Origin of the sequence: Enterobacter sp. T1-1 (assembly GCF_000710795.1) — a bacterium.
In the GTDB taxonomy this organism is placed as follows: Bacteria; Pseudomonadota; Gammaproteobacteria; order Enterobacterales; family Enterobacteriaceae; genus Enterobacter; species Enterobacter cloacae.
Genome location: NZ_JALW01000019.1, coordinates 35,945 through 55,289, shown reverse-complemented (window position 1 = coordinate 55,289; position 19,345 = coordinate 35,945). Strand labels below are relative to the sequence as shown.

The window sequence follows — 19,345 nt, the reverse complement described above, 5'->3', positions numbered from 1 at the left end:
TTATTAGACTCCTGATTCGCGATAATGGACATCGCTAACGGCACGCAGGCGTTCTGCGGCCTGTTCTGCCGTCAGGTCACGCTGGGTTTCCGCCAGCATTTCATAGCCCACCATAAATTTACGCACCGTCGCAGAACGCAGCAGCGGCGGATAGAAATGGGCATGCAACTGCCAGTGTTGATTCTCTTCGCCGTTAAACGGTGCGCCGTGCCAGCCCATTGAGTACGGGAAGGAGCACTGGAACAGATTGTCGTAACGGCTGGTCAGCTTTTTCAGCGCCAGCGCAAGATCGTCACGCTGTGCGTCGCTGAGATCCGTAATGCGCTGAACATGTGCTTTAGGCAGCAGCAGCGTTTCAAAGGGCCACGCCGCCCAGTACGGTACAACGGCCAGCCAGTGTTCCGTTTCGACCACAGTACGGCTACCGTCGGCCAGTTCACGCCGGGTGTAGTCCACCAGCATCGGGGAGCCGTTTTCCGCGTAATAGGCTTTTTGCAGGCGATCTTCTCGTTCGGCTTCGTTGGGCAGGAAACTGTTCGCCCAGATCTGCCCGTGTGGATGCGGGTTAGAGCAGCCCATCGCGGCGCCTTTATTTTCGAACACCTGCACCCACGGATAAGTCTGGCCCAGCTCCGCAGTTTGTGCCTGCCAGGTGCTCACCACCTCTTTCAGCGCATCAACGCTAAGCTCCGGTAGCGTTTTGCTGTGATCGGGCGAGAAGCAGATCACGCGGCTGGTTCCCCGGGCGCTTTCACAACGCATCAGCGGATCATCGCTCTGCGGCGCGTCCGGCGTGTCGGTCATGAGCGCGGCAAAATCGTTGGTGAAAACGAAGGTGCCTTTGTAGTCCGGGTTTTTATCTCCCGTTACGCGGGTGTTGCCCGGACACAGGAAGCAGTCCGGGTCGTGCTGTGGCAGCGTCTGTTTTGCAGGCGTCTCTTGCGCCCCCTGCCAGGGGCGCTTGGCGCGATGCGGAGACACCAAAATCCATTGCCCGCTAAGCGGGTTAAAACGACGATGCGGATGATCGACGGGATTGAATGAAGTCATGACGGATCCTTAGTCCGGATAACCTTGTGGGTGGCGAGACTGCCAGTGCCAGGTATCCTGTGCCATTTCATCCAGCGTGCGGGTAACACGCCAGTTAAGCTCTTTATCGGCTTTGGTTGCATCAGCCCAGTATGCCGGGAGGTCTCCTTCGCGGCGGGGGGCGAAGTGATAGTTGACCGGCTTACCGCAGGCTTTGCTGAAGGCGTTAACCACATCCAGCACGCTGCTGCCAATACCGGCGCCGAGGTTGTAAATATGCACGCCCGGTTTGTCGGCCAATTGCTGCATTGCTGCCACGTGGCCGTCGGCCAGATCCATAACGTGGATGTAATCACGCACGCCGGTGCCATCTTCGGTTGGGTAGTCATTGCCGAACACCGCCAGCGACTCGCGGCGGCCCACCGCCACCTGTGCGATATACGGCATCAGGTTATTTGGAATACCCTGCGGATCTTCACCCATATCGCCTGACGGATGGGCGCCGACCGGGTTGAAGTAGCGCAGCAGGGCGATGCTCCACTCCGGCTGTGCTTTTTGCAGGTCGGTCAGGATCTGTTCCACCATCAGTTTGCTTTTGCCGTACGGGCTTTGTGGCGTACCGGTGGGGAAGCTTTCAACGTAAGGAATTTTGGGCTGGTCGCCGTAGACGGTGGCGGATGAGCTAAAGATGAAGTTTTTGACGTTCGCCGCGCGCATGGCGGAGATAAGACGCAGGGTACCGTTGACGTTGTTGTCGTAATACTCAAGCGGCTTCGCGACCGACTCACCGACCGCTTTCAGGCCAGCGAAGTGGATCACCGTTTCAATGGCATGGTCGTGGAGGATCTCGGTCATCAACGCTTCATTGCGGATGTCACCTTCGACGAAAGTCGGCTGTTTTCCGCCAAGACGTTCAATCACAGGCAGCACGCTGCGCTTACTATTGCACAGGTTGTCGAGGATGATGACATCATGATTGTTTTGCAGCAGTTGCACACAGGCATGACTTCCTATGTAACCGCTACCACCTGTTACCAGAACTCGCATATTTCGCTCCATTAGGCTTATGGTATGTAATAACTATAGCATAACAGAGACGTGAAAAGTGTGACATGGGATAAATTAGTGGAATCGTTTACACTGTTTTTCAAACCCGCTTTTTTTTGATCCACTCGCATTGTAGATCAAAGAGATAAAGAAGTATCACTGCAGGTTATCTGAAAAGCGGAGGGCGGCGCCCTCCGGAAGTTAATCGATTTTGCTCAGCAGGTAACGATAGTGCTCACCGTCCGGGATAAACTCCAGACGGTGCGAGATGCAGGCCGGTGCGTCTTCAGCATGATGTGAGACAAACAGTAACTGGGTCTCACCTTCGCCAATCAGCACATCCACAAAGCGACGGATCAGCTGGCGGTTCAGCGGATCCAGCCCCTGAAGCGGCTCATCGAGGATCAGCAAGGTCGGGTGTTTCACCAGCGCCCGGACGATCAATGCCAGACGCTGCTGCCCCCAGGACAGACTGTGAAACGGCGCGTCAGCGACCCGGTTGTCCATCCCCAGAATATCCAGCCACTGCTGGGCCAGCTTGTGCTGTTTGTCCGATACCGCCTGATAAATACCGATGGAATCAAAGTACCCGGAGAGGATCACATTGCGTACGGTGGTGCTGACCCGGTAATCCAGATGCAGGCTGCTGCTGACATAGCCGATATGCTTTTTGATATCCCAGATGGTTTCACCGCTTCCGCGACGGCGGCCAAACAGGGTCAGATCGTTGCTGTAGCCCTGCGGGTGATCGCCGGTGATCAGACTCAGCAGCGTCGATTTCCCCGCGCCGTTGGGACCGACAATCTGCCAGTGTTCGCCCGGATTAACCGTCCAGCTGAGATGATTCAGGATCGGACGATCGTCATAAGAGACCACCCCTTCACGCAGCACAATCCGCGGCTGATTAGGATCTAAAGCGAGACGTACCGAAGGGGCGTCGGGTTCGGGCAGGGTAATGCCGTCGAGCTTTTCGCTGTGCGCCAGTTGGGCAATCAACGCCTGTTTCAGCAGTACCGATTTTTCGCCGGTTTCGGTAAGGCTGCAGTCCGCCAGCACCCCGGCGTTCTGCACAAAATCCGGGATTTCATCAAAACGGTTAAGCACCAGCACAAGGGTGTAGCCCTGCTGGTTAAGCGAGGCCAGCAGGTCCGCCAGCTGGGCGCGGGACTGCACGTCCAGACCGTCGAACGGCTCATCCAGGATTAACAGCTCAGGTTCGCTCATCAGCGCCTGGCAGAGCAGCGTTTTACGCGTCTCGCCGGTGGAAAGGTATTTGAAGCGGCGGTTGAGAAGGGCGGTGATGCCAAACTGCTCCGCCAGCTGCTGACAACGGGCGGGATTGTTGACTTCGTCCTGAATAATTTCTGCCGTTGTGCGGCCCGTGTCTTCTTCGCCCGGGCTGAGGAGGTCCGTGTTGTTACGCTGCCATTCATCGCTCACCAGCTTCTGCAGCTGTTCAAACGACAGGCGCGTCGTACGCGTAAAATGGCTCTGGCGTTCACCTTTAAGCAGGGTGAGCTCTCCGGCCAGCGCCCGGGCCAGCGCGGACTTGCCGCTTCCGTTGGTGCCCACAAATGCCCAGCTTTCACCCGCATGGAGTGTTAAATCTGGCAGCGTCAGCGTTCGGGTATCGCCAAGACGAAACGTACCTTGCGAAATATGCAATGATGACATGATTTATCCCATTTTTTGCAGCATCAGATGTCAGGGATACTCACTGTCGACACGCTTGTCAATCCGCTCAGCACAATGTGGCGATAATTACCCGGTCTGCGTTGAAATATGCGGTGACTACAGCACCTTCTTCTAATTCGTGCGCCTCGCTCAGGGCAACCGTCGCGCACAGCACCTGGCCGTCCGGTAGGGTCATCAGGACCTCACACTGCGCTTCACCACGTTCAATGCGCTGGATGGTACCCTGCAGCTGGTTGTCTGCCGCTTTGGCGCGTTCGGCATCGCGCGTCACTGCGACCCACGGCGCTTTCAGCAACACCAGCACCTCCTTGCCTTCATCCAGCCCCAGACGCTCTCCGCTTTGGGCGGTAATCGCGGCTTTCAGGCGTGTGGTGCCGTCGGCAAGCAGGATCTCGATATGTTGCTGGACCTGCCCGTTATCGCGCGCGGTGACCGTGCCAAACCACTGGTTGCGGGCGCTGGTCTGGAGTGAGAAGCGAGAAATGGCGGCTAACAGGCTGTCCAGCGGGAGGTTATCATCGTCACTTAGCACATCGAACGCTTTCTGCTGGATCTGGGCCAGCAGGTCATAAAGCTGAATCAGACGCTGGCCGTAGCGGGTCAGCACGGCGCCACCGCCCCCTTTGCCGCCCGTGGCTCGCTCAACCAGCATCTGCTCGCTCAGGGTATTCATGTCGTTGATCGCGTCCCAGGCGCTTTTATAACTAATGCCCGCGTTCTTTGCCCCCTGGCTTATTGAACCCGTTTGTTCTATTTGTTTAAGCAGGGCGATACGTCGCGGATCGGCGAAAAGCTTCTGCTGAAGTCGTAGGGTAAGGAGAATTTCAGCCTGCATAACGGAGTGTCCTGACAAAAGGGCTATTGTGAACCAAATGGCACAGGGCGCAAAGGGGACCGCACAAAAGGGGATGTTTTTCTTACTTTTCAGGGTAGAATAAGCCGTCCACAATATCTGGAGAAAACCATGTTAGAGTTGTTGAAAAGTCTGGTATTCGCCGTGATCATGGTACCAGTAGTGATGGCCATCATCCTCGGTGCCATCTACGGCCTGGGTGAAGTGTTCAACGTCTTTTCGAACATTGGTCACAGAGACCGCGCTAAAAAGCAGCACTGATTCCCCACAAAACGCCCGGCTTGCCCGGGCGTTTTGCTCTCAAGTATTTTTCGTCATCGCCGATATGATTTAAAGCATCCGGTAATTGTACCTCTTGATCGGTACGATTTAACGCTGGGATATCTCCGGCGTTGTCGTTATATTATTGCGTATATAACGAAACTCACAGGAGCTACAGATGGCACGTACAGGGTTACGCTTTTTCGCAGGGGCAACGCTGGCACTTTCGCTGACCGGACACGCGCTGGCCGATGAAGGTAAAATTACGGTTTTTGCGGCGGCGTCGCTGACGAATGCGATGCAGGATATTGCTGCTGCGTATAAAAAAGAGAAGAACGTCGACGTCGTCTCCTCTTTCGCGTCTTCTTCTACACTGGCGCGCCAGATAGAAGCGGGGGCACCGGCCGATCTGTTCATCTCTGCCGATCAGAAATGGATGGATTACGCCATTGATAAGAAAGCCGTGGATACGACAACCCGCGAAACGCTGCTGGGGAATAGCCTTGTCGTGGTCGCGCCAAAAGCCAGTCCGCAGGGTGACATCGCCATCAACAAAGAGACTCACTGGACGCGTCTTCTGAACGGTGGCCGGCTGGCAGTGGGCGATCCGGACCATGTACCGGCTGGAATTTACGCGAAAGAGGCCCTGCAGAAACTGGGCGCGTGGCAGACACTGTCATCAGATCTGGCGCCGGCGGAAGACGTACGCGGTGCGCTGGCGCTGGTGGAGCGCAATGAGGCTCCGCTGGGCATTATCTACGGCTCGGATGCCGTTGCCAGCAAGGGGGTCAAAGTGGTTGGCACGTTCCCGGAAGACGCCCACAAGAAAGTGGAATATCCTGTTGCGATTGTTGATGGACATAAAAATGCGACCGTGACGGCCTTCCAGGCGTACCTGAAGGGGCCGGAAGCGTCCGCAATCTTTAAACGTTATGGATTTACGACTCACGAATGATATTGACCGATCCTGAATGGCAGGCTGTACTGCTGAGCCTGAAAGTCTCTTCCCTGGCGGTTGCGCTAAGTTTGCCCTTTGGGATCTTCTTTGCCTGGTTGCTGGTGCGCTGTAAGTTTCCCGGCAAAGCGCTGCTTGACAGCGTTCTCCATCTTCCGCTGGTGTTGCCGCCCGTCGTGGTGGGATATCTGCTGCTTGTGTCCATGGGCCGACGCGGGTTTATCGGCCAATGGCTGTACGACTGGTTCGGGCTGACCTTTGCCTTTAGCTGGCGCGGTGCGGTGCTGGCCGCGGCGGTGATGTCATTTCCGCTGATGGTGAGGGCTATCCGCCTGGCGCTGGAAGGGGTGGATATCAAACTGGAACAGGCCGCCCGCACGCTGGGTGCCGGGCGCTGGCGCGTCTTTTTCACCATTACGCTACCGCTCACGCTGCCGGGCATTATTGTCGGTACGGTACTGGCCTTTGCCCGTTCGCTGGGTGAATTCGGTGCCACCATTACCTTTGTTTCGAACATCCCCGGTGAAACGCGGACGATCCCTTCGGCCATGTATACGCTGATACAGACGCCGGGTGGCGAAGGTGCTGCGGCGCGTCTGTGTGTTATCTCAATTGTGCTGGCGCTGATATCGCTGCTGGTCTCTGAATGGCTGGCGCGACTCAGCCGCGAGCGGATGGGGAAATAGTTATGTTGGAACTCCATTTCACCCAGACGCTGGGAAACCACACCCTTACACTGGACGAGACGCTGCCTGCCACCGGCATCACCGCCATCTTTGGGGTCTCCGGCGCCGGGAAAACCTCGCTCATTAATGCGATCGGTGGCCTGACACGTCCTCAGGCAGGGCGCATTGTGCTGAATAATCGCGTCCTGAATGACGTTGAAAACAAGATTTACCTGACGCCGGATAAACGGCGCATTGGCTATGTGTTTCAGGATGCGCGGTTATTCCCGCACTACAGCGTGCGCGGGAATCTGCGTTACGGCATGGCCAAAAGCATGGCCGCGCAGTTTGACAAGCTGGTGGCGCTGCTGGGCATTGAGCCACTGCTTGACCGCTTGCCTTCCTCGCTCTCCGGCGGTGAGAAACAGCGGGTGGCGATAGGGCGCGCGTTGCTCACCGCCCCCGAACTCCTGCTGCTTGATGAGCCGCTGGCCTCGCTGGATATTCCGCGTAAACGTGAACTCCTGCCGTATCTCCAGCGCCTGGCGCGTGAAATCAAGATCCCGATGCTGTACGTCAGCCACTCCCTGGATGAAATTCTGCATCTGGCGGATAACGTACTGGTGCTGGAAAACGGCAGCGTAAAGGCGTTTGGCAATCTTGAAGAGGTCTGGGGCAGTAGCGTCATGCACCCGTGGCTGCCCCGGGAGCAGCAGAGCAGTATCCTGAAGGTGAGCGTGCTGGAGCACCACCCGCATTACGCGATGACCGCCCTGGCGTTGGGCGACCAGCACCTGTGGGTGAATAAAATCGACAAGCCCCTGCAGTCGGCGCTGCGTATTCGTATTCAGGCGTCGGATGTCTCTCTGGTTTTACAGCCTCCGCTGCAGACCAGTATCCGAAATATCCTGCGCGCGAAGGTCGCCGAGTGTTTTGATGATAACGGTCAGGTAGAGGTGCAGCTTGAGGTGGGGAGCAGGACGCTCTGGGCACGGATCAGCCCGTGGGCCAGGGATGAGTTAGGGATCAAACCTGGCCTGTGGCTTTACGCGCAAATCAAGAGCGTCTCCATTACCACCTGATTACAGCAGGTGGGTATAAATGTACTGCGCGATGCTGTCGGTGGTGTTATCGCCAATCACCACGTTAGCGCGCGCTTTCACCGCGTCATCGGCATTGCCCATTGCCACGCCCGTTCCGGCGGCTTCCAGCATGCTGATGTCGTTGTAGTTATCGCCAAAGGCGATCACATCCTGCATTGACCATCCCTGAGACTCCACGAACTGCGTCAGGCGTTTACCTTTGCTGTTGCCTTTACGGGCAATATCCACCTGGTCATGCCAGGACCATTCGCACTCCAGACCCAGCGCCTGTTCAACGTGTTTCGCGAAGGTTTTCAGTTTGGTGGTATCTTCATCGGTCAACGCGAATTTCCAGATAGCCTCAACATCCTGAGCCGCCTGGCGCAGGGAAGAGACCTGGGTAAAGACCGGACGCTGCGCTTCTGGCAGAGACTGAGCCCAGTTGGTGGTGCGGATTACGTGGCCGGTCGGGCGCTCATAGACCATCGCATTATCGACATACATCAGGCCGTGGATCGCATGTTCATCCAGCAGTTCAATTAACTGCAATGCCTGGGGAACCGGCAGCGGGTCGGATTCTAAAACCTTTTTTGCTTGATAATCATACAAATAAGTGCCATTACAACAAATTGCAGGTGTATCTAACGCCAGTGCCTGATAAAAAGGGTGAATGGCAACGTGATGTCGACCCGTTACGATAAGGAGTTGATATCCCACTTCCTGCGCGCGTTTAAGCGCTTGAAGGGAGGAGGGGAGGAGGGTTTTTTGCGGCGTCAGTAAGGTACCGTCTAAATCCAGAGCAATCACACGCGAGGTCATTTGTTTTTCCGGGTTAATATTGAATTTACGATCTGATGGGATGGTACACCGAGAGGCGAACGCGTCAAAATTCCCGTCGACAATTCAGCATTCACCGTCAAAAGTTAACTACTTTCATGCGCAGTGAGGAGTGAATATTCATGAAACAAACCGTTTATACCGCCAGTCCTGAAAGCCAGCAGATCCACGTCTGGCGTTTAAATGCCGAGGGGACCCTCACGCTGGTGCAGGTTGTTGATGTGCCTGGTCAGGTACAACCAATGGCGATCAGCCCGGATAAACGTTTCTTGTACGTGGGTGTGCGCCCGGAGTTTCGCGTGCTGGCCTACCGCATCTCTCCGGATGACGGCGCGCTGACTTACACTGCGGAAGCGCCATTGCCGGGTAGCCCAACCCACATCTCAACCGATCGCCAGGGCAACTTTGTTTTCAGCGGCTCCTATAACGCGGGCTGTGTCAGCGTGACGCGTCTGGAAGAGGGCATTCCGGTCGAAACCGTGGATGTGGTGGAAGGGCTGGAAGGCTGCCACTCGGCGAATATCTCCCCGGACAACCGCACGCTGTGGGTACCGGCGCTGAAGCAGGATCGTATCTGCCTGTTTACCCTGAGCGACGATGGTCACCTGGTGGCGCAGAATCCGGCTGAAGTGACCACCGTAGAGGGGGCAGGCCCGCGTCATATGGTCTTCCATCCAAACCAGCAGTACGCCTACGTGGTCAACGAGCTGAACAGTTCAGTGGACGTCTGGGAACTGAAAGATCCTAACGGGCAGATTGAGTGCGTGCAGACGCTGGATATGATGCCGTCTGACTTCTCGGATACCCGCTGGGCGGCGGATATTCATATTACGCCGGATGGTCGCCATCTCTACGCCTGTGACCGTACTTCCAGCCTGATCACCATCTTTAGCGTCTCGGAAGACGGCAGCGTGCTGGCAGTAGAAGGCTTCCAGCCGACGGAAACGCAGCCGCGTGGCTTTAATATCGATCACAGCGGTAAATACCTGATTGCAGCGGGGCAGAAGTCTCACCACATCGCCCTGTACGAAATCAAAGGCGAGCAGGGCCTGCTGGAAGAGAAAGGGCGCTATGCGGTAGGCCAGGGGCCAATGTGGGTAGTGGTGAACGCTCACTAAGCGGCTTAAAACAAAAAACCTCGCGAACGCGAGGTTTTTTTATGCCCGGTGGTACTGCAGTAACGGACAGGCCGGGTAAGGCGAAGCCGCCACCCGGCAAAACAGATTACTGCTTCGGCTCAGCAACCACTTTGCTACCCAGACCGCGGTTGTTGTATTCCCACATGCGGTTGAAGTTAGCGTCGTTCAGGTTGCGCTGCACGTTTCCTTTATCGTCCACGGAACCGGTATTGCCGGAGAATGGACGTTTGGAGATGGCGGCGTCAGCCCATGGTTTTGCCACGTTGAAACCTTCGTTGATAACGCTGTCGCGGATCACAACCTGACCGTTGGTTGCAGAGTCCACGTCCAGGGAGCGACCCAGCTGCGCCACGCCGTCACCGGAGGCGTTGAAGCGGCTGTTGACGGCGAGGAAACCGTAGAACAGGTTAGACTGTGTCGCTGGCGCAAAGACATAACCTTCCTGCTGGGTACGTGAGTTTACGACGCGGAAATCGGTGTTATCAAATACCACCGCGCCACGACCGGAGACCATATCCACATCACCTTCGATGTAGCTGTTGGTCACCAGCGTACGGGTCAGACGGTTATTCTGCAGGGTGTTCTGTACGCCGCTGTTGGTCACGAAGAAGGTGTTCTGACGACCCAGAATGTTCACGTTGTTGATCTGCACTTTGTCGCCATCGCTACGCAGCGCCACGGCCTGGTGGTTACCCGCATCAACGCTGTCGCCCAGGGTGTTCTGGATGGTCAGGTTCTGCAGTTGCAGACCGTTGTTCTGAGACCAGACGACCGCAGAACACATCACGCCAATGGTAGCGGCACGCTTGCTCTGGCAGTTATCAAACATATACCAGGCTGGTTTGCCCGGCATGTATTTACCCGCCGGGTTGACCAGGTGACGCCAGGTGGTGCTGTCCATTTCGGAATCAATCGCCAGACCAATTTTAACGTCGATGGCTTTTTCGCCCAGACCGTAAAGGGTGATGCTGCCCGGTGCTGCCGGAATGTAAACGGTACCTTCATATTCACCTGGCATGATCGCGATGTACTGGCGAGATGCGCTGTGTTTGGTGATGGCAGCGTCAACCGCAGCCTGAATAGAGGTATGCGTCACGCCCTGCGCCCCTGCCGGACCCACAACAAAGTTTGGCTGCTTCGGCAGGTTAATAGAAGACGGCGTCCACGGCGCAGCGTTTGGATCCATCACGGAGAAGTAGTGCGCGCGATCGAAGTTTTTCGCTTCATCAGCGGACAAAATCGGACGGGACGCGGTGCCTGGCGCGACCTGCTCAGAAGGTCGCTGATCCGGTGGCGTTGAACTGCATGCGGATAATGTCACGCCAAAGGCGAGTGCCAACGCCAGACGGGAAATCCTGGAAATGTTCAAGGTGAAGCTCCTGGGTATGCAAGTCTTAAACGAGATAGACGAAATAGCCTGCTTTTTTATACTAAGTTGAGCGAAACGGGAAGATAAAAAGGGGAAAAGTTGCATTTTTCGCCCGCAGGGGGCGGGAAAGTCGTCACAAATAAATAACATTTTCATAAAGGCGGTTGACAGCAGCCAGCAGATGAAAATAAATGTCTATACAACCCATGACAAGTGAAAGGCTTATGCTGCAACTTCATCCCGACGATGTGATATGGCGAAATGCGCGACTGGCGACAATGGTTCCTGGTGAAGAATCGTATGGCCTGCAAGCGCATCATGCCCTTGTGGTGCGCGGTCAAACCCTTCTGGCCGTCATTCCTGAAGCAGACCTCCCTTCCGGGCATGATAAATGCGTCGATCTCGGTGGACGCCTGGTCACGCCGGGTCTTATCGACTGCCATACCCACCTGGTGTTTGGCGGCAATCGCGCGGCGGAGTGGGAACAGCGTCTCAACGGTGTCTCCTACCAGACCATCAGCGCACAGGGGGGCGGAATTAACGCCACCGTCTCGGCAACCCGCGACAGTTCGCCGGAAAATTTGCTTACACTGGCGCAGCAGCGGCTGGAGCGGTTAATGAATGAAGGGGTGACCACCCTGGAAATCAAATCCGGCTACGGTCTTAACGCCGCGGCTGAAGAAAAAATGCTGCAGGTCGCACGCCAGCTCAGCCTGAGTAATCCGGTTGAGATCAGCCCAACCCTGCTGGCGGCACATGCGGTTCCGGCGGAATACCGCCACGATCCAGACGCGTACCTTACCCTGGTGTGCGAGCAGATCATGCCCGAACTGTGGCAAAAAGGGCTGTTCGAAGCGGTGGATGTTTTTTGTGAAAACGTCGGCTTCACGCCAGCACAAACCGAGCGGCTTTTCCTGGCCGCCCGCGCACGGGGTATTCCGGTGAAAGGGCACGTGGAGCAACTTTCTAACCTGGGCGGTGCGGCGCTGGTCAGCCGATTTAAAGGGTTATCTGCCGATCATATCGAATACCTGGATGAGAAGGGTGTTCAGGCCATGGCGCAAAGCGGCACGGTTGCGGTACTGCTGCCCGGTGCGTTCTATTTTCTTCAGGAGCGTCAGCGTCCACCGGTTGAACAGCTCCGGGCGCAGGGCGTACCGATGGCGGTCGCCACGGATTACAACCCCGGCACCAGCCCGTTCGCGAGCATTCATCTGGCCATGAACATGGCCTGCGTACAGTTTGGCCTGACGCCTGAAGAGGCCTGGGCTGGCGTCACGCGGCACGCCGCGCAAGCGCTGGGGCGTGGAACAACGCACGGGCAGTTAAAGGCCGGTTTCATGGCTGATTTTATCGTCTGGGATGCAGACCATCCGGTAGAAATGGTTTACGAGCCGGGACGCAATCCGCTGTATCAACGCATTTTCCGGGGGGAGGCAGTATGAGTTGGCAGCCCGTTGCTAAGACCGTCTGGCAGGGGCGCGACGACAGCGCCGAGGCCAGCAACGCAAAACGTATTTTTCAGACCATACGCCAGCCGTCGCAATTTACCCCGGTTTCATCCGCGATTGCGCTGATAGGCTTTGCCTGTGATGAAGGAGTAAGGCGTAATCAGGGCAGGCAGGGGGCGGCGCAGGCTCCCGACGTGCTGCGTAAGGCGCTGGCGAACATGGCAACGCATTCCGGCCACGAACGGCTGGTGGACATGGGGTCGGTTTACGTTGAGGATGACCAACTGGAAGAGGGCCAACAGGCACTGAGCGATGCCGTGGTCACCTGTCAGCAGGCTGGCATGCGTACGCTGGTGTTGGGCGGCGGACACGAGACCGCCTGGGCCCACGGCCGTGGTATCCTTGAGGCGTTCCCGAATGAGCGCGTGGCGGTCATCAACCTGGATGCGCATCTTGATTTGCGCAAGGCCGAACGGGCCACCTCCGGCACCCCGTTTCGTCAGCTGGCGAACTACTGTGCTGACCACGCGCGGGAATTTCAGTACGCCTGTTTTGGCGTCAGCCGCGCGGCGAACACCCAGGCGCTGTTTGACGAGGCTGAACGGCTTAACGCCACGCTGGTGGACGATCTGCATTTCCACCTGGATGCGCTATCAGCCCTGGAACAGGTGCTGGCGCAGGCCGATCGTGTTTACCTCACCATTGATCTGGACGTTCTGCCCGCAGCCGAGATGCCCGCCGTGTCAGCCCCCGCGGCGTTAGGCGTGCCTGCGCGGGATCTCCTGCCCGCGATCGAGCGCATTTGCCGTAGCGGAAAACTGCAGGCCGCCGATCTGGTAGAATTTAACCCTCACTACGATCGGGACGGACAGGGGGCGAAGCTTGCCGCCCGTCTGGCCTGGCAAATTGCTCACTGGTGGGCATAACAATATTTAAGGAGTCACGATGTTCTCACGCTCACCTCAGCCGCCATCCGGCTCTCCCGCGCCTTTCTACGAAAAGGTGAAGCAGACGATCAGCGAAAAAATCGCCACCGGCGTCTGGCGGCCGCATGACCGCATTCCCTCTGAAGCCGATCTGGTGGCGCAGTTTGGTTTTAGCCGGATGACCATCAACCGGGCGTTACGCGAGCTAACCGACGAAGGCCTGCTGGTGCGTCTGCAAGGGGTCGGGACGTTTGTGGCGGAGCCGAAAGGACAATCGGCGCTGTTTGAAATCCGCAGCATTGCGGACGAGATAGCGTCGCGAAACCATCAGCACCACTGCGAAGTGCTGGTGCTTGAAGAGACGCAGGCCAGCGCCGAGCAGGCTGCGGTACTGAACGTCAAGGAGGGAACCCGGATCTTCCATTCCGTAATGGTGCATTTCGAAAATGACGTGCCGGTGCAGATTGAGGATCGCTGCGTAAACGCCGAACGGATACCGGACTATCTGGACCAGGATTACACTCAAACCACGCCGCATGCCTTTCTCTCGCTTGTCGCACCGCTGACGGAAGGGGAGCACATTGTGGAAGCGGTGCGCGCGACGCCGCAGGAGTGCGAGCTGCTGCGTATCAAAGAGCACGATCCCTGCCTGCTGATCCGCCGCCGCACCTGGTCATCTGCGCAGATTGTGTCGCATGCAAGACTGCTGTTCCCCGGTAGCCGCTATCGGTTGCAGGGCCACTTTATGTCATAAGTTTTAAAAGCGTGATAGCTAACGCAATATAACAAAATTGTATCTTTTTTGTTAAATCTGACCTTGTGTGTGCTTGTCTATACAAGTATATCTAAATGCATCATCTGTCCCGTATGAGGAGCACACAATGTCGTCAGGTAAATACCGTCAGCAGGATGTCCGCGCCGCGCGCGGCACCACCCTTACCGCCAAAAGCTGGCTCACCGAAGCACCACTGCGCATGTTGATGAACAACCTTGATCCTGAGGTTGCGGAAAACCCCCACGAGCTGGTGGTGTACGGCGGCATTGGCCGCGCCGCGCGCAACTGGGAGTGCTATGACGCCATTGTTAAGGCCCTGACCGAACTGGAACACGACGAAACCCTGCTGGTGCAATCCGGCAAGCCGGTCGGTGTGTTTAAAACCCACAAAAACGCGCCGCGCGTTTTGATTGCCAACTCCAACCTGGTCCCACACTGGGCGACCTGGGAACACTTTAACGAACTGGATGCCAAAGGGCTGGCGATGTATGGCCAGATGACCGCGGGTAGCTGGATCTACATTGGCAGCCAGGGGATTGTGCAGGGCACCTATGAAACCTTCGTCGAAGCCGGTCGTCAGCACTACAACGGCTCGCTGAAAGGCCGCTGGGTACTGACCGCGGGTCTGGGTGGCATGGGCGGTGCACAGCCGCTGGCCGCGACGCTGGCTGGCGCCTGCTCGCTGAACATTGAGTGCCAGCAGAGCCGCATCGATTTCCGTCTGCGTACCCGCTATGTTGACGAACAGGCCGACAGCCTCGATGACGCGCTGGCGCGTATCAAAAAATACACCGCGGAAGGTAAAGCGGTATCGATAGCGTTGTGCGGCAACGCGGCAGAGATCCTGCCGGAACTCGTGGCCCGTGGCGTTCGCCCTGACCTCGTCACCGACCAGACCAGCGCCCACGATCCGCTGCACGGTTATCTGCCAAAAGGCTGGACGTGGGAAGCCTACCAGCAAAAAGCAGAAACCGATCCTGAAGGCACGGTACTGGCCGCTAAGCGTTCGATGGCAGAACACGTCTCCGCCATGCTGGCGTTCAGCGAGATGGGTATTCCGACCTTCGATTACGGCAACAACATCCGCCAGATGGCAAAAGAGATGGGTGTCAGCAACGCCTTTGATTTTCCGGGATTTGTCCCTGCCTATATTCGTCCGCTGTTCTGCCGCGGTATCGGTCCGTTCCGCTGGGTGGCCCTGTCCGGCGACCCGGAAGATATCTACAAAACCGATGCCAAAGTGAAGGAAATTGTCGCGGACGATGAACACCTGCACCACTGGCTGGATATGGCCCGCGAGCGCATTAACTTCCAGGGCTTGCCGGCGCGTATCTGCTGGGTTGGGCTGGAGTGGCGGCAAAAGCTGGGTCTGGCTTTTAACGAAATGGTGCGCAGCGGCGAAGTGTCAGCCCCGATTGTGATTGGTCGCGACCATCTGGATTCTGGCTCCGTCGCCAGCCCGAACCGTGAAACCGAAGCCATGCGCGACGGCTCAGACGCGGTCTCCGACTGGCCGCTGCTGAATGCCTTACTCAACACCGCCAGCGGCGCGACCTGGGTATCGCTGCACCACGGTGGCGGCGTGGGGATGGGCTTCTCCCAGCATTCCGGGATGGTTATCGTCTGTGACGGAACGGATGAAGCCGCCGCGCGTATCGCACGCGTGCTGCACAACGACCCGGCAACCGGCGTGATGCGTCACGCAGATGCGGGTTACGAGATTGCCATTGAATGTGCCACAGAGCAGGGACTTAACCTGCCGATGATCCCTGCCACACAAGGAAAGCATGAATGAACGCGTTAACACTCACTCCCGGCTCGCTCACGCTCAAACAGCTGCGTCACGTCTGGCGTCAGCCGGTCACGCTCTCGCTGGATGAAAGCGCCCATGCCGCCATTAACGACAGCGTGGCCTGCGTTGAAGCCATTATTGCCGAGGGGCGTACCGCCTACGGTATCAACACCGGTTTTGGTCTGCTGGCGCAGACGCGCATTGCCACGCACGATCTGGAAAATCTCCAGCGTTCGCTGGTGCTTTCCCATGCCGCAGGCGTTGGCCAGCCGCTGGACGACGAGATTGTCCGTCTGATGATGGTGCTCAAAATTAACAGTCTGGCGCGCGGCTTTTCCGGCATTCGTCTGAGCGTGATCCAGGCCCTGATAGCGCTGGTGAACGCGGAAGTCTATCCGTGGATCCCCGCCAAAGGCTCCGTTGGCGCCTCCGGCGATCTCGCCCCGCTGGCGCATATGTCGCTGCTGTTGTTGGGGGAAGGTCAGGCGCGCTGGCAGGGAGAGTGGCTTCCGGCAAAAGAGGCGCTGAAAAAGGCCGGATTAGCGCCAATCACCCTTGCGGCAAAAGAGGGGCTGGCGCTGCTTAACGGCACGCAGGCCTCCACGGCCTTTGCGCTGCGCGGTCTGTTTGAAGCCGAAGATCTGTTCGCCTCGGCCGTGGTGTGCGGTGCGCTGACCACGGAGGCGGTGCTGGGCTCGCGTCGTCCGTTTGACGCGCGTATTCATGACGTACGTGGCCAGCGCGGGCAAATTGACGCTGCCGCGATGTATCGCCATCTGCTGACGGAGACCAGTGAGATTGCTGATTCGCACCATAACTGTGACAAGGTACAGGATCCGTACTCGCTGCGCTGTCAGCCGCAGGTGATGGGCGCGTGTCTGACGCAGCTGCGCCAGGCCGCAGAAGTGCTGCTGGTGGAAGCCAACGCGGTGTCCGATAACCCGCTGGTGTTCGCCCAGGAAAACGAGGTGGTCTCCGGTGGTAACTTCCACGCCGAGCCCGTGGCGATGGCGGCGGATAACATCGCGCTGGCGATTGCCGAAGTGGGCGCCTTGTCCGAGCGGCGCATTGCGCTGATGATGGATAAGCATATGTCCCAGCTGCCACCGTTCCTGGTGCGCAACGGCGGGGTGAATTCAGGCTTTATGATTGCCCAGGTGACGGCCGCAGCGCTGGCGAGCGAAAACAAAGCGCTGTCGCATCCGCACAGCGTGGACAGCCTGCCAACCTCTGCCAACCAGGAAGACCACGTCTCAATGGCTCCGGCAGCCGGACGTCGTCTGTGGGAAATGGCCGCCAATACCCGTGGCGTGCTGGCGGTGGAATGGCTGGCGGCGTGTCAGGGGATCGATCTGCGTGAAGGGCTGAAGTCCAGCCCGCTGCTGGAGCAGGCACGTCATGCGCTGCGTGAGCACGTATCGCATTACGATGATGACCGCTTCTTTGCGCCGGATATTGATGAGGCGATGCAGCTTCTGGAAGAGGGGCGTCTGGTGGGGTTGTTGCCTTCGGTGCTGTGATTTTTTTGCCCGGTGGCGCTGCGCTTACCGGGCCTACGAATCCGAGATGTAGGCCGGGTAAGGCGTAGCCGCCACCCGGCTTTTTTTTACGAATACATCGCCGTAATTGACGCGCTCTCCAGCGAATGGAAATGCACATTAAACCCTACCATCGCGCCGCTCGCCCCTTCGTCGACCTCAATCTTCTCTACATCCAGCGCGTGAACCGTGAAGATATAGCGGTGCGTTTCCCCTTTTGGCGGCGCCGCGCCACCGTAACCGGCTTTCCCAAAATCAGTGCGCGTCTGAATGGCGCCTTCCGGCAGGGCGACCAGGTCGGAGCCGGAACCCTGCGGCAGAACGCGCGTATCGGCGGGCAGGTTGGCCACAACCCAGTGCCACCAGCCGGAGCCGGTTGGCGCATCCGGGTCGTAGCAGGTGACCACAAAGCTTTTGGTGCCCGCCGGCACATCGTCCCATGCCAGGTGCGGAGAGATATTATCTCCCTGATACCCCATCCCGTTGAAGACGTGGCGTTCAGGCAGTTTTTCGCCGTCGCGCAGATCTTTACTGATGATTTTCATACGGTTTGCCCTCGTTATTCACTCGTTCAGGAAGTGTAACGCATAGGGTCAAATCGTGAAATGCGCCGGAATGTTAACGGCTTCAACCACCGCGGCGGTTAACGTGCGTAGCTGTTCAGCCGTGATGATATACGGTGGCATCAGGTAGATAAGTTTGCCGAAAGGCCGCACCCAGACCCCCCGCTCTACAAAGAAGCGCTGCAATGCCGCCATATTCACCGGATGGGTGGTCTCAATCACGCCGATGGCACCCAGCACGCGCACGTCCGCCACGAAATTCGCCCCCGAGGCGGCGCTCAGCTCTTCTTTCAGCTGCGCCTCAATCGCCGCAACCTGCGTTTGCCACTCGCCGTTTTGCAGGATCGCGAGACTTTCGTTTGCCACCGCGCAGGCCAGCGGATTGCCCATAAAGGTCGGGCCATGCATAAAGCAGCCCGCTTCGCCGTCGCTGATGGTGTCGGCCACCTGACGGGTAGTGAGGGTGGCGGAGAGCGTCATGGTGCCGCCGGTCAGCGCTTTCCCCAGGCACAGGATATCCGGTGTGATATCCGCATGTTCGCAGGCAAACAGCTTACCCGTGCGGCCAAATCCGGTGGCGATCTCATCGGCAATCAGCAGGATGCCCTCGCGGTCACACATTTTACGAATGCGTTTTAACCACTCGGGATGGTACATGCGCATCCCGCCAGCACCCTGAACAATCGGTTCGAGGATCACGGCGGCAATCTCATGGCGGTGGGCAGCCATCAGCCGCGCAAAGCCGACCATGTCCATTTCATTCCACTCGCCGTCGAAACGGCTCTGCGGGGCCGGGGCAAACAGGTTTTCCGGCAGGTACCCCTTCCACAGGCTGTGCATGGAGTTATCCGGATCGCACACCGACATCGCGCCAAAGGTATCGCCGTGGTAGCCGTTGCGGAAGGTCAGGAATCGCTGACGGGATTCCCCCCTGGCATGCCAGTACTGCAGCGCCATTTTCATCGCCACTTCCACCGCCACCGAGCCGGAATCGGCAAGGAACACGCACTCCAGCGCATCGGGCGTCATCGCCACCAGACGACGGCAGAGATCAACCGCCGGTTGATGGGTAATGCCGCCAAACATCACGTGCGACATCTGGTCAATCTGCGCTTTCATCGCGGCATTCAGACGCGGGTGGTTGTACCCGTGAATGGCCGCCCACCAGGATGACATACCGTCAACAAGCGGCTCGCCGCTGGCAAGGTGCAGTTCGCAGCCGTGGGCCGAGGCCACCGGGTAGACCGGAAGCGGGCGGGTCATGGAGGTGTAAGGGTGCCAGATATGCTGCTGGTCGAAGGCGAGATCGTCCTGGGTCATAATCGACTTGTAAACCATTTTGAAAAGTTTTAGGTTTACGAGTATAAA

General features: G+C 57.7%; 18 protein-coding genes. 10 read left to right on the top strand and 8 right to left on the bottom strand.

Annotated elements, in window-relative coordinates:
• Positions 1 to 3 precede the first annotated feature (3 nt).
• From galT to modE, 4 genes are all read right to left on the bottom strand, one after another.
• Positions 4 to 1,050, bottom strand: coding sequence for a galactose-1-phosphate uridylyltransferase (gene galT, locus AK59_RS0108155; protein ID WP_013097520.1), 1,047 nt, complete (start codon positions 1,048 to 1,050; stop codon positions 4 to 6).
• A gap of 9 nt (positions 1,051 to 1,059) precedes the next feature.
• Positions 1,060 to 2,076, bottom strand: a complete 1,017-nt coding sequence (galE, locus tag AK59_RS0108150) for a UDP-glucose 4-epimerase GalE (RefSeq protein WP_032618467.1) — start codon at positions 2,074 to 2,076, stop codon at positions 1,060 to 1,062.
• A 201-nt stretch (positions 2,077 to 2,277) separates the two neighbouring features.
• Positions 2,278 to 3,750 (bottom strand): molybdate ABC transporter ATP-binding protein ModF, encoded by a 1,473-nt coding sequence (gene modF, locus AK59_RS0108145; RefSeq protein ID WP_029882498.1) that lies wholly within the window; start codon positions 3,748 to 3,750, stop codon positions 2,278 to 2,280.
• A gap of 67 nt (positions 3,751 to 3,817) precedes the next feature.
• Complete coding sequence (gene modE, locus AK59_RS0108140; RefSeq protein WP_013097517.1) at positions 3,818 to 4,606, bottom strand: molybdenum-dependent transcriptional regulator; 789 nt, start codon at positions 4,604 to 4,606, stop codon at positions 3,818 to 3,820.
• 129 nt (positions 4,607 to 4,735) lie between these two features.
• On the opposite strand from modE, the gene AK59_RS0108135 reads away from it, so the two are divergent.
• The 4 genes from AK59_RS0108135 (at position 4,736) to modC (ending at position 7,587) form a co-directional block, all read left to right on the top strand.
• On the top strand, positions 4,736 to 4,885 hold the full coding sequence (locus AK59_RS0108135) for an AcrZ family multidrug efflux pump-associated protein (protein WP_013097516.1): 150 nt from the start codon (positions 4,736 to 4,738) through the stop codon (positions 4,883 to 4,885).
• A gap of 178 nt (positions 4,886 to 5,063) precedes the next feature.
• Positions 5,064 to 5,840 (top strand): molybdate ABC transporter substrate-binding protein, encoded by a 777-nt coding sequence (modA, locus tag AK59_RS0108130; protein WP_029882497.1) that lies wholly within the window; start codon positions 5,064 to 5,066, stop codon positions 5,838 to 5,840.
• Entirely contained in the window at positions 5,837 to 6,526 is a 690-nt protein-coding gene (gene modB, locus AK59_RS0108125) for a molybdate ABC transporter permease subunit (protein WP_013097514.1), read from the top strand. The genes modA and modB overlap by 4 nt, the downstream gene beginning before the upstream one ends.
• Before the next feature lie 2 nt (positions 6,527 to 6,528).
• Entirely contained in the window at positions 6,529 to 7,587 is a 1,059-nt protein-coding gene (gene modC / locus AK59_RS0108120) for a molybdenum ABC transporter ATP-binding protein ModC (protein ID WP_029882496.1), read from the top strand.
• Here modC and AK59_RS0108115 read toward each other — a convergent pair whose 3' ends face one another.
• The gene (locus AK59_RS0108115; RefSeq protein ID WP_029882495.1) at positions 7,588 to 8,406 is read right to left on the bottom strand and encodes a pyridoxal phosphatase; all 819 of its coding nucleotides are present in this window, start codon (positions 8,404 to 8,406) and stop codon (positions 7,588 to 7,590) included. It lies immediately after the preceding gene.
• A gap of 140 nt (positions 8,407 to 8,546) precedes the next feature.
• Here AK59_RS0108115 and pgl point away from each other — a divergent pair, with 140 nt between their 5' ends.
• A complete protein-coding gene (gene pgl, locus AK59_RS0108110) occupies positions 8,547 to 9,542 on the top strand; it encodes a 6-phosphogluconolactonase (RefSeq protein ID WP_013097511.1) in 996 nt (331 codons plus the stop codon).
• A gap of 106 nt (positions 9,543 to 9,648) precedes the next feature.
• Here pgl and AK59_RS0108105 read toward each other — a convergent pair whose 3' ends face one another.
• A complete protein-coding gene (locus AK59_RS0108105) occupies positions 9,649 to 10,932 on the bottom strand; it encodes a putative acyl-CoA thioester hydrolase (protein ID WP_029882494.1) in 1,284 nt (427 codons plus the stop codon).
• A 224-nt stretch (positions 10,933 to 11,156) separates the two neighbouring features.
• Here AK59_RS0108105 and hutI point away from each other — a divergent pair, with 224 nt between their 5' ends.
• From hutI to hutH, 5 genes are all read left to right on the top strand, one after another.
• Positions 11,157 to 12,377 carry an imidazolonepropionase gene (gene hutI, locus AK59_RS0108100; RefSeq protein ID WP_029882493.1) on the top strand — a complete coding sequence of 407 codons (1,221 nt, stop codon included), beginning with the start codon at positions 11,157 to 11,159 and terminating at the stop codon, positions 12,375 to 12,377.
• The gene (gene hutG / locus AK59_RS0108095; RefSeq protein ID WP_029882492.1) at positions 12,374 to 13,309 is read left to right on the top strand and encodes a formimidoylglutamase; all 936 of its coding nucleotides are present in this window, start codon (positions 12,374 to 12,376) and stop codon (positions 13,307 to 13,309) included. The genes hutI and hutG overlap by 4 nt, the downstream gene beginning before the upstream one ends.
• 19 nt (positions 13,310 to 13,328) lie before the next feature.
• Positions 13,329 to 14,063, top strand: a complete 735-nt coding sequence (locus AK59_RS0108090; RefSeq protein ID WP_013097507.1) for a histidine utilization repressor — start codon at positions 13,329 to 13,331, stop codon at positions 14,061 to 14,063.
• Positions 14,064 to 14,190: 127 nt separating this feature from the next.
• The gene (hutU, locus tag AK59_RS0108085; RefSeq protein WP_029882491.1) at positions 14,191 to 15,879 is read left to right on the top strand and encodes a urocanate hydratase; all 1,689 of its coding nucleotides are present in this window, start codon (positions 14,191 to 14,193) and stop codon (positions 15,877 to 15,879) included.
• The gene (gene hutH / locus AK59_RS0108080) at positions 15,876 to 17,396 is read left to right on the top strand and encodes a histidine ammonia-lyase (protein ID WP_029882490.1); all 1,521 of its coding nucleotides are present in this window, start codon (positions 15,876 to 15,878) and stop codon (positions 17,394 to 17,396) included. The genes hutU and hutH overlap by 4 nt, the downstream gene beginning before the upstream one ends.
• Positions 17,397 to 17,482: 86 nt before the next feature.
• Here hutH and AK59_RS0108075 read toward each other — a convergent pair whose 3' ends face one another.
• Positions 17,483 to 17,959, bottom strand: a complete 477-nt coding sequence (locus tag AK59_RS0108075; RefSeq protein WP_013097504.1) for a kinase inhibitor — start codon at positions 17,957 to 17,959, stop codon at positions 17,483 to 17,485.
• A gap of 48 nt (positions 17,960 to 18,007) precedes the next feature.
• Positions 18,008 to 19,315, bottom strand: coding sequence for an adenosylmethionine--8-amino-7-oxononanoate transaminase (gene bioA / locus AK59_RS0108070; RefSeq protein WP_050491977.1), 1,308 nt, complete (start codon positions 19,313 to 19,315; stop codon positions 18,008 to 18,010).
• Between the last annotated feature and the right edge of the window lie 30 nt (positions 19,316 to 19,345).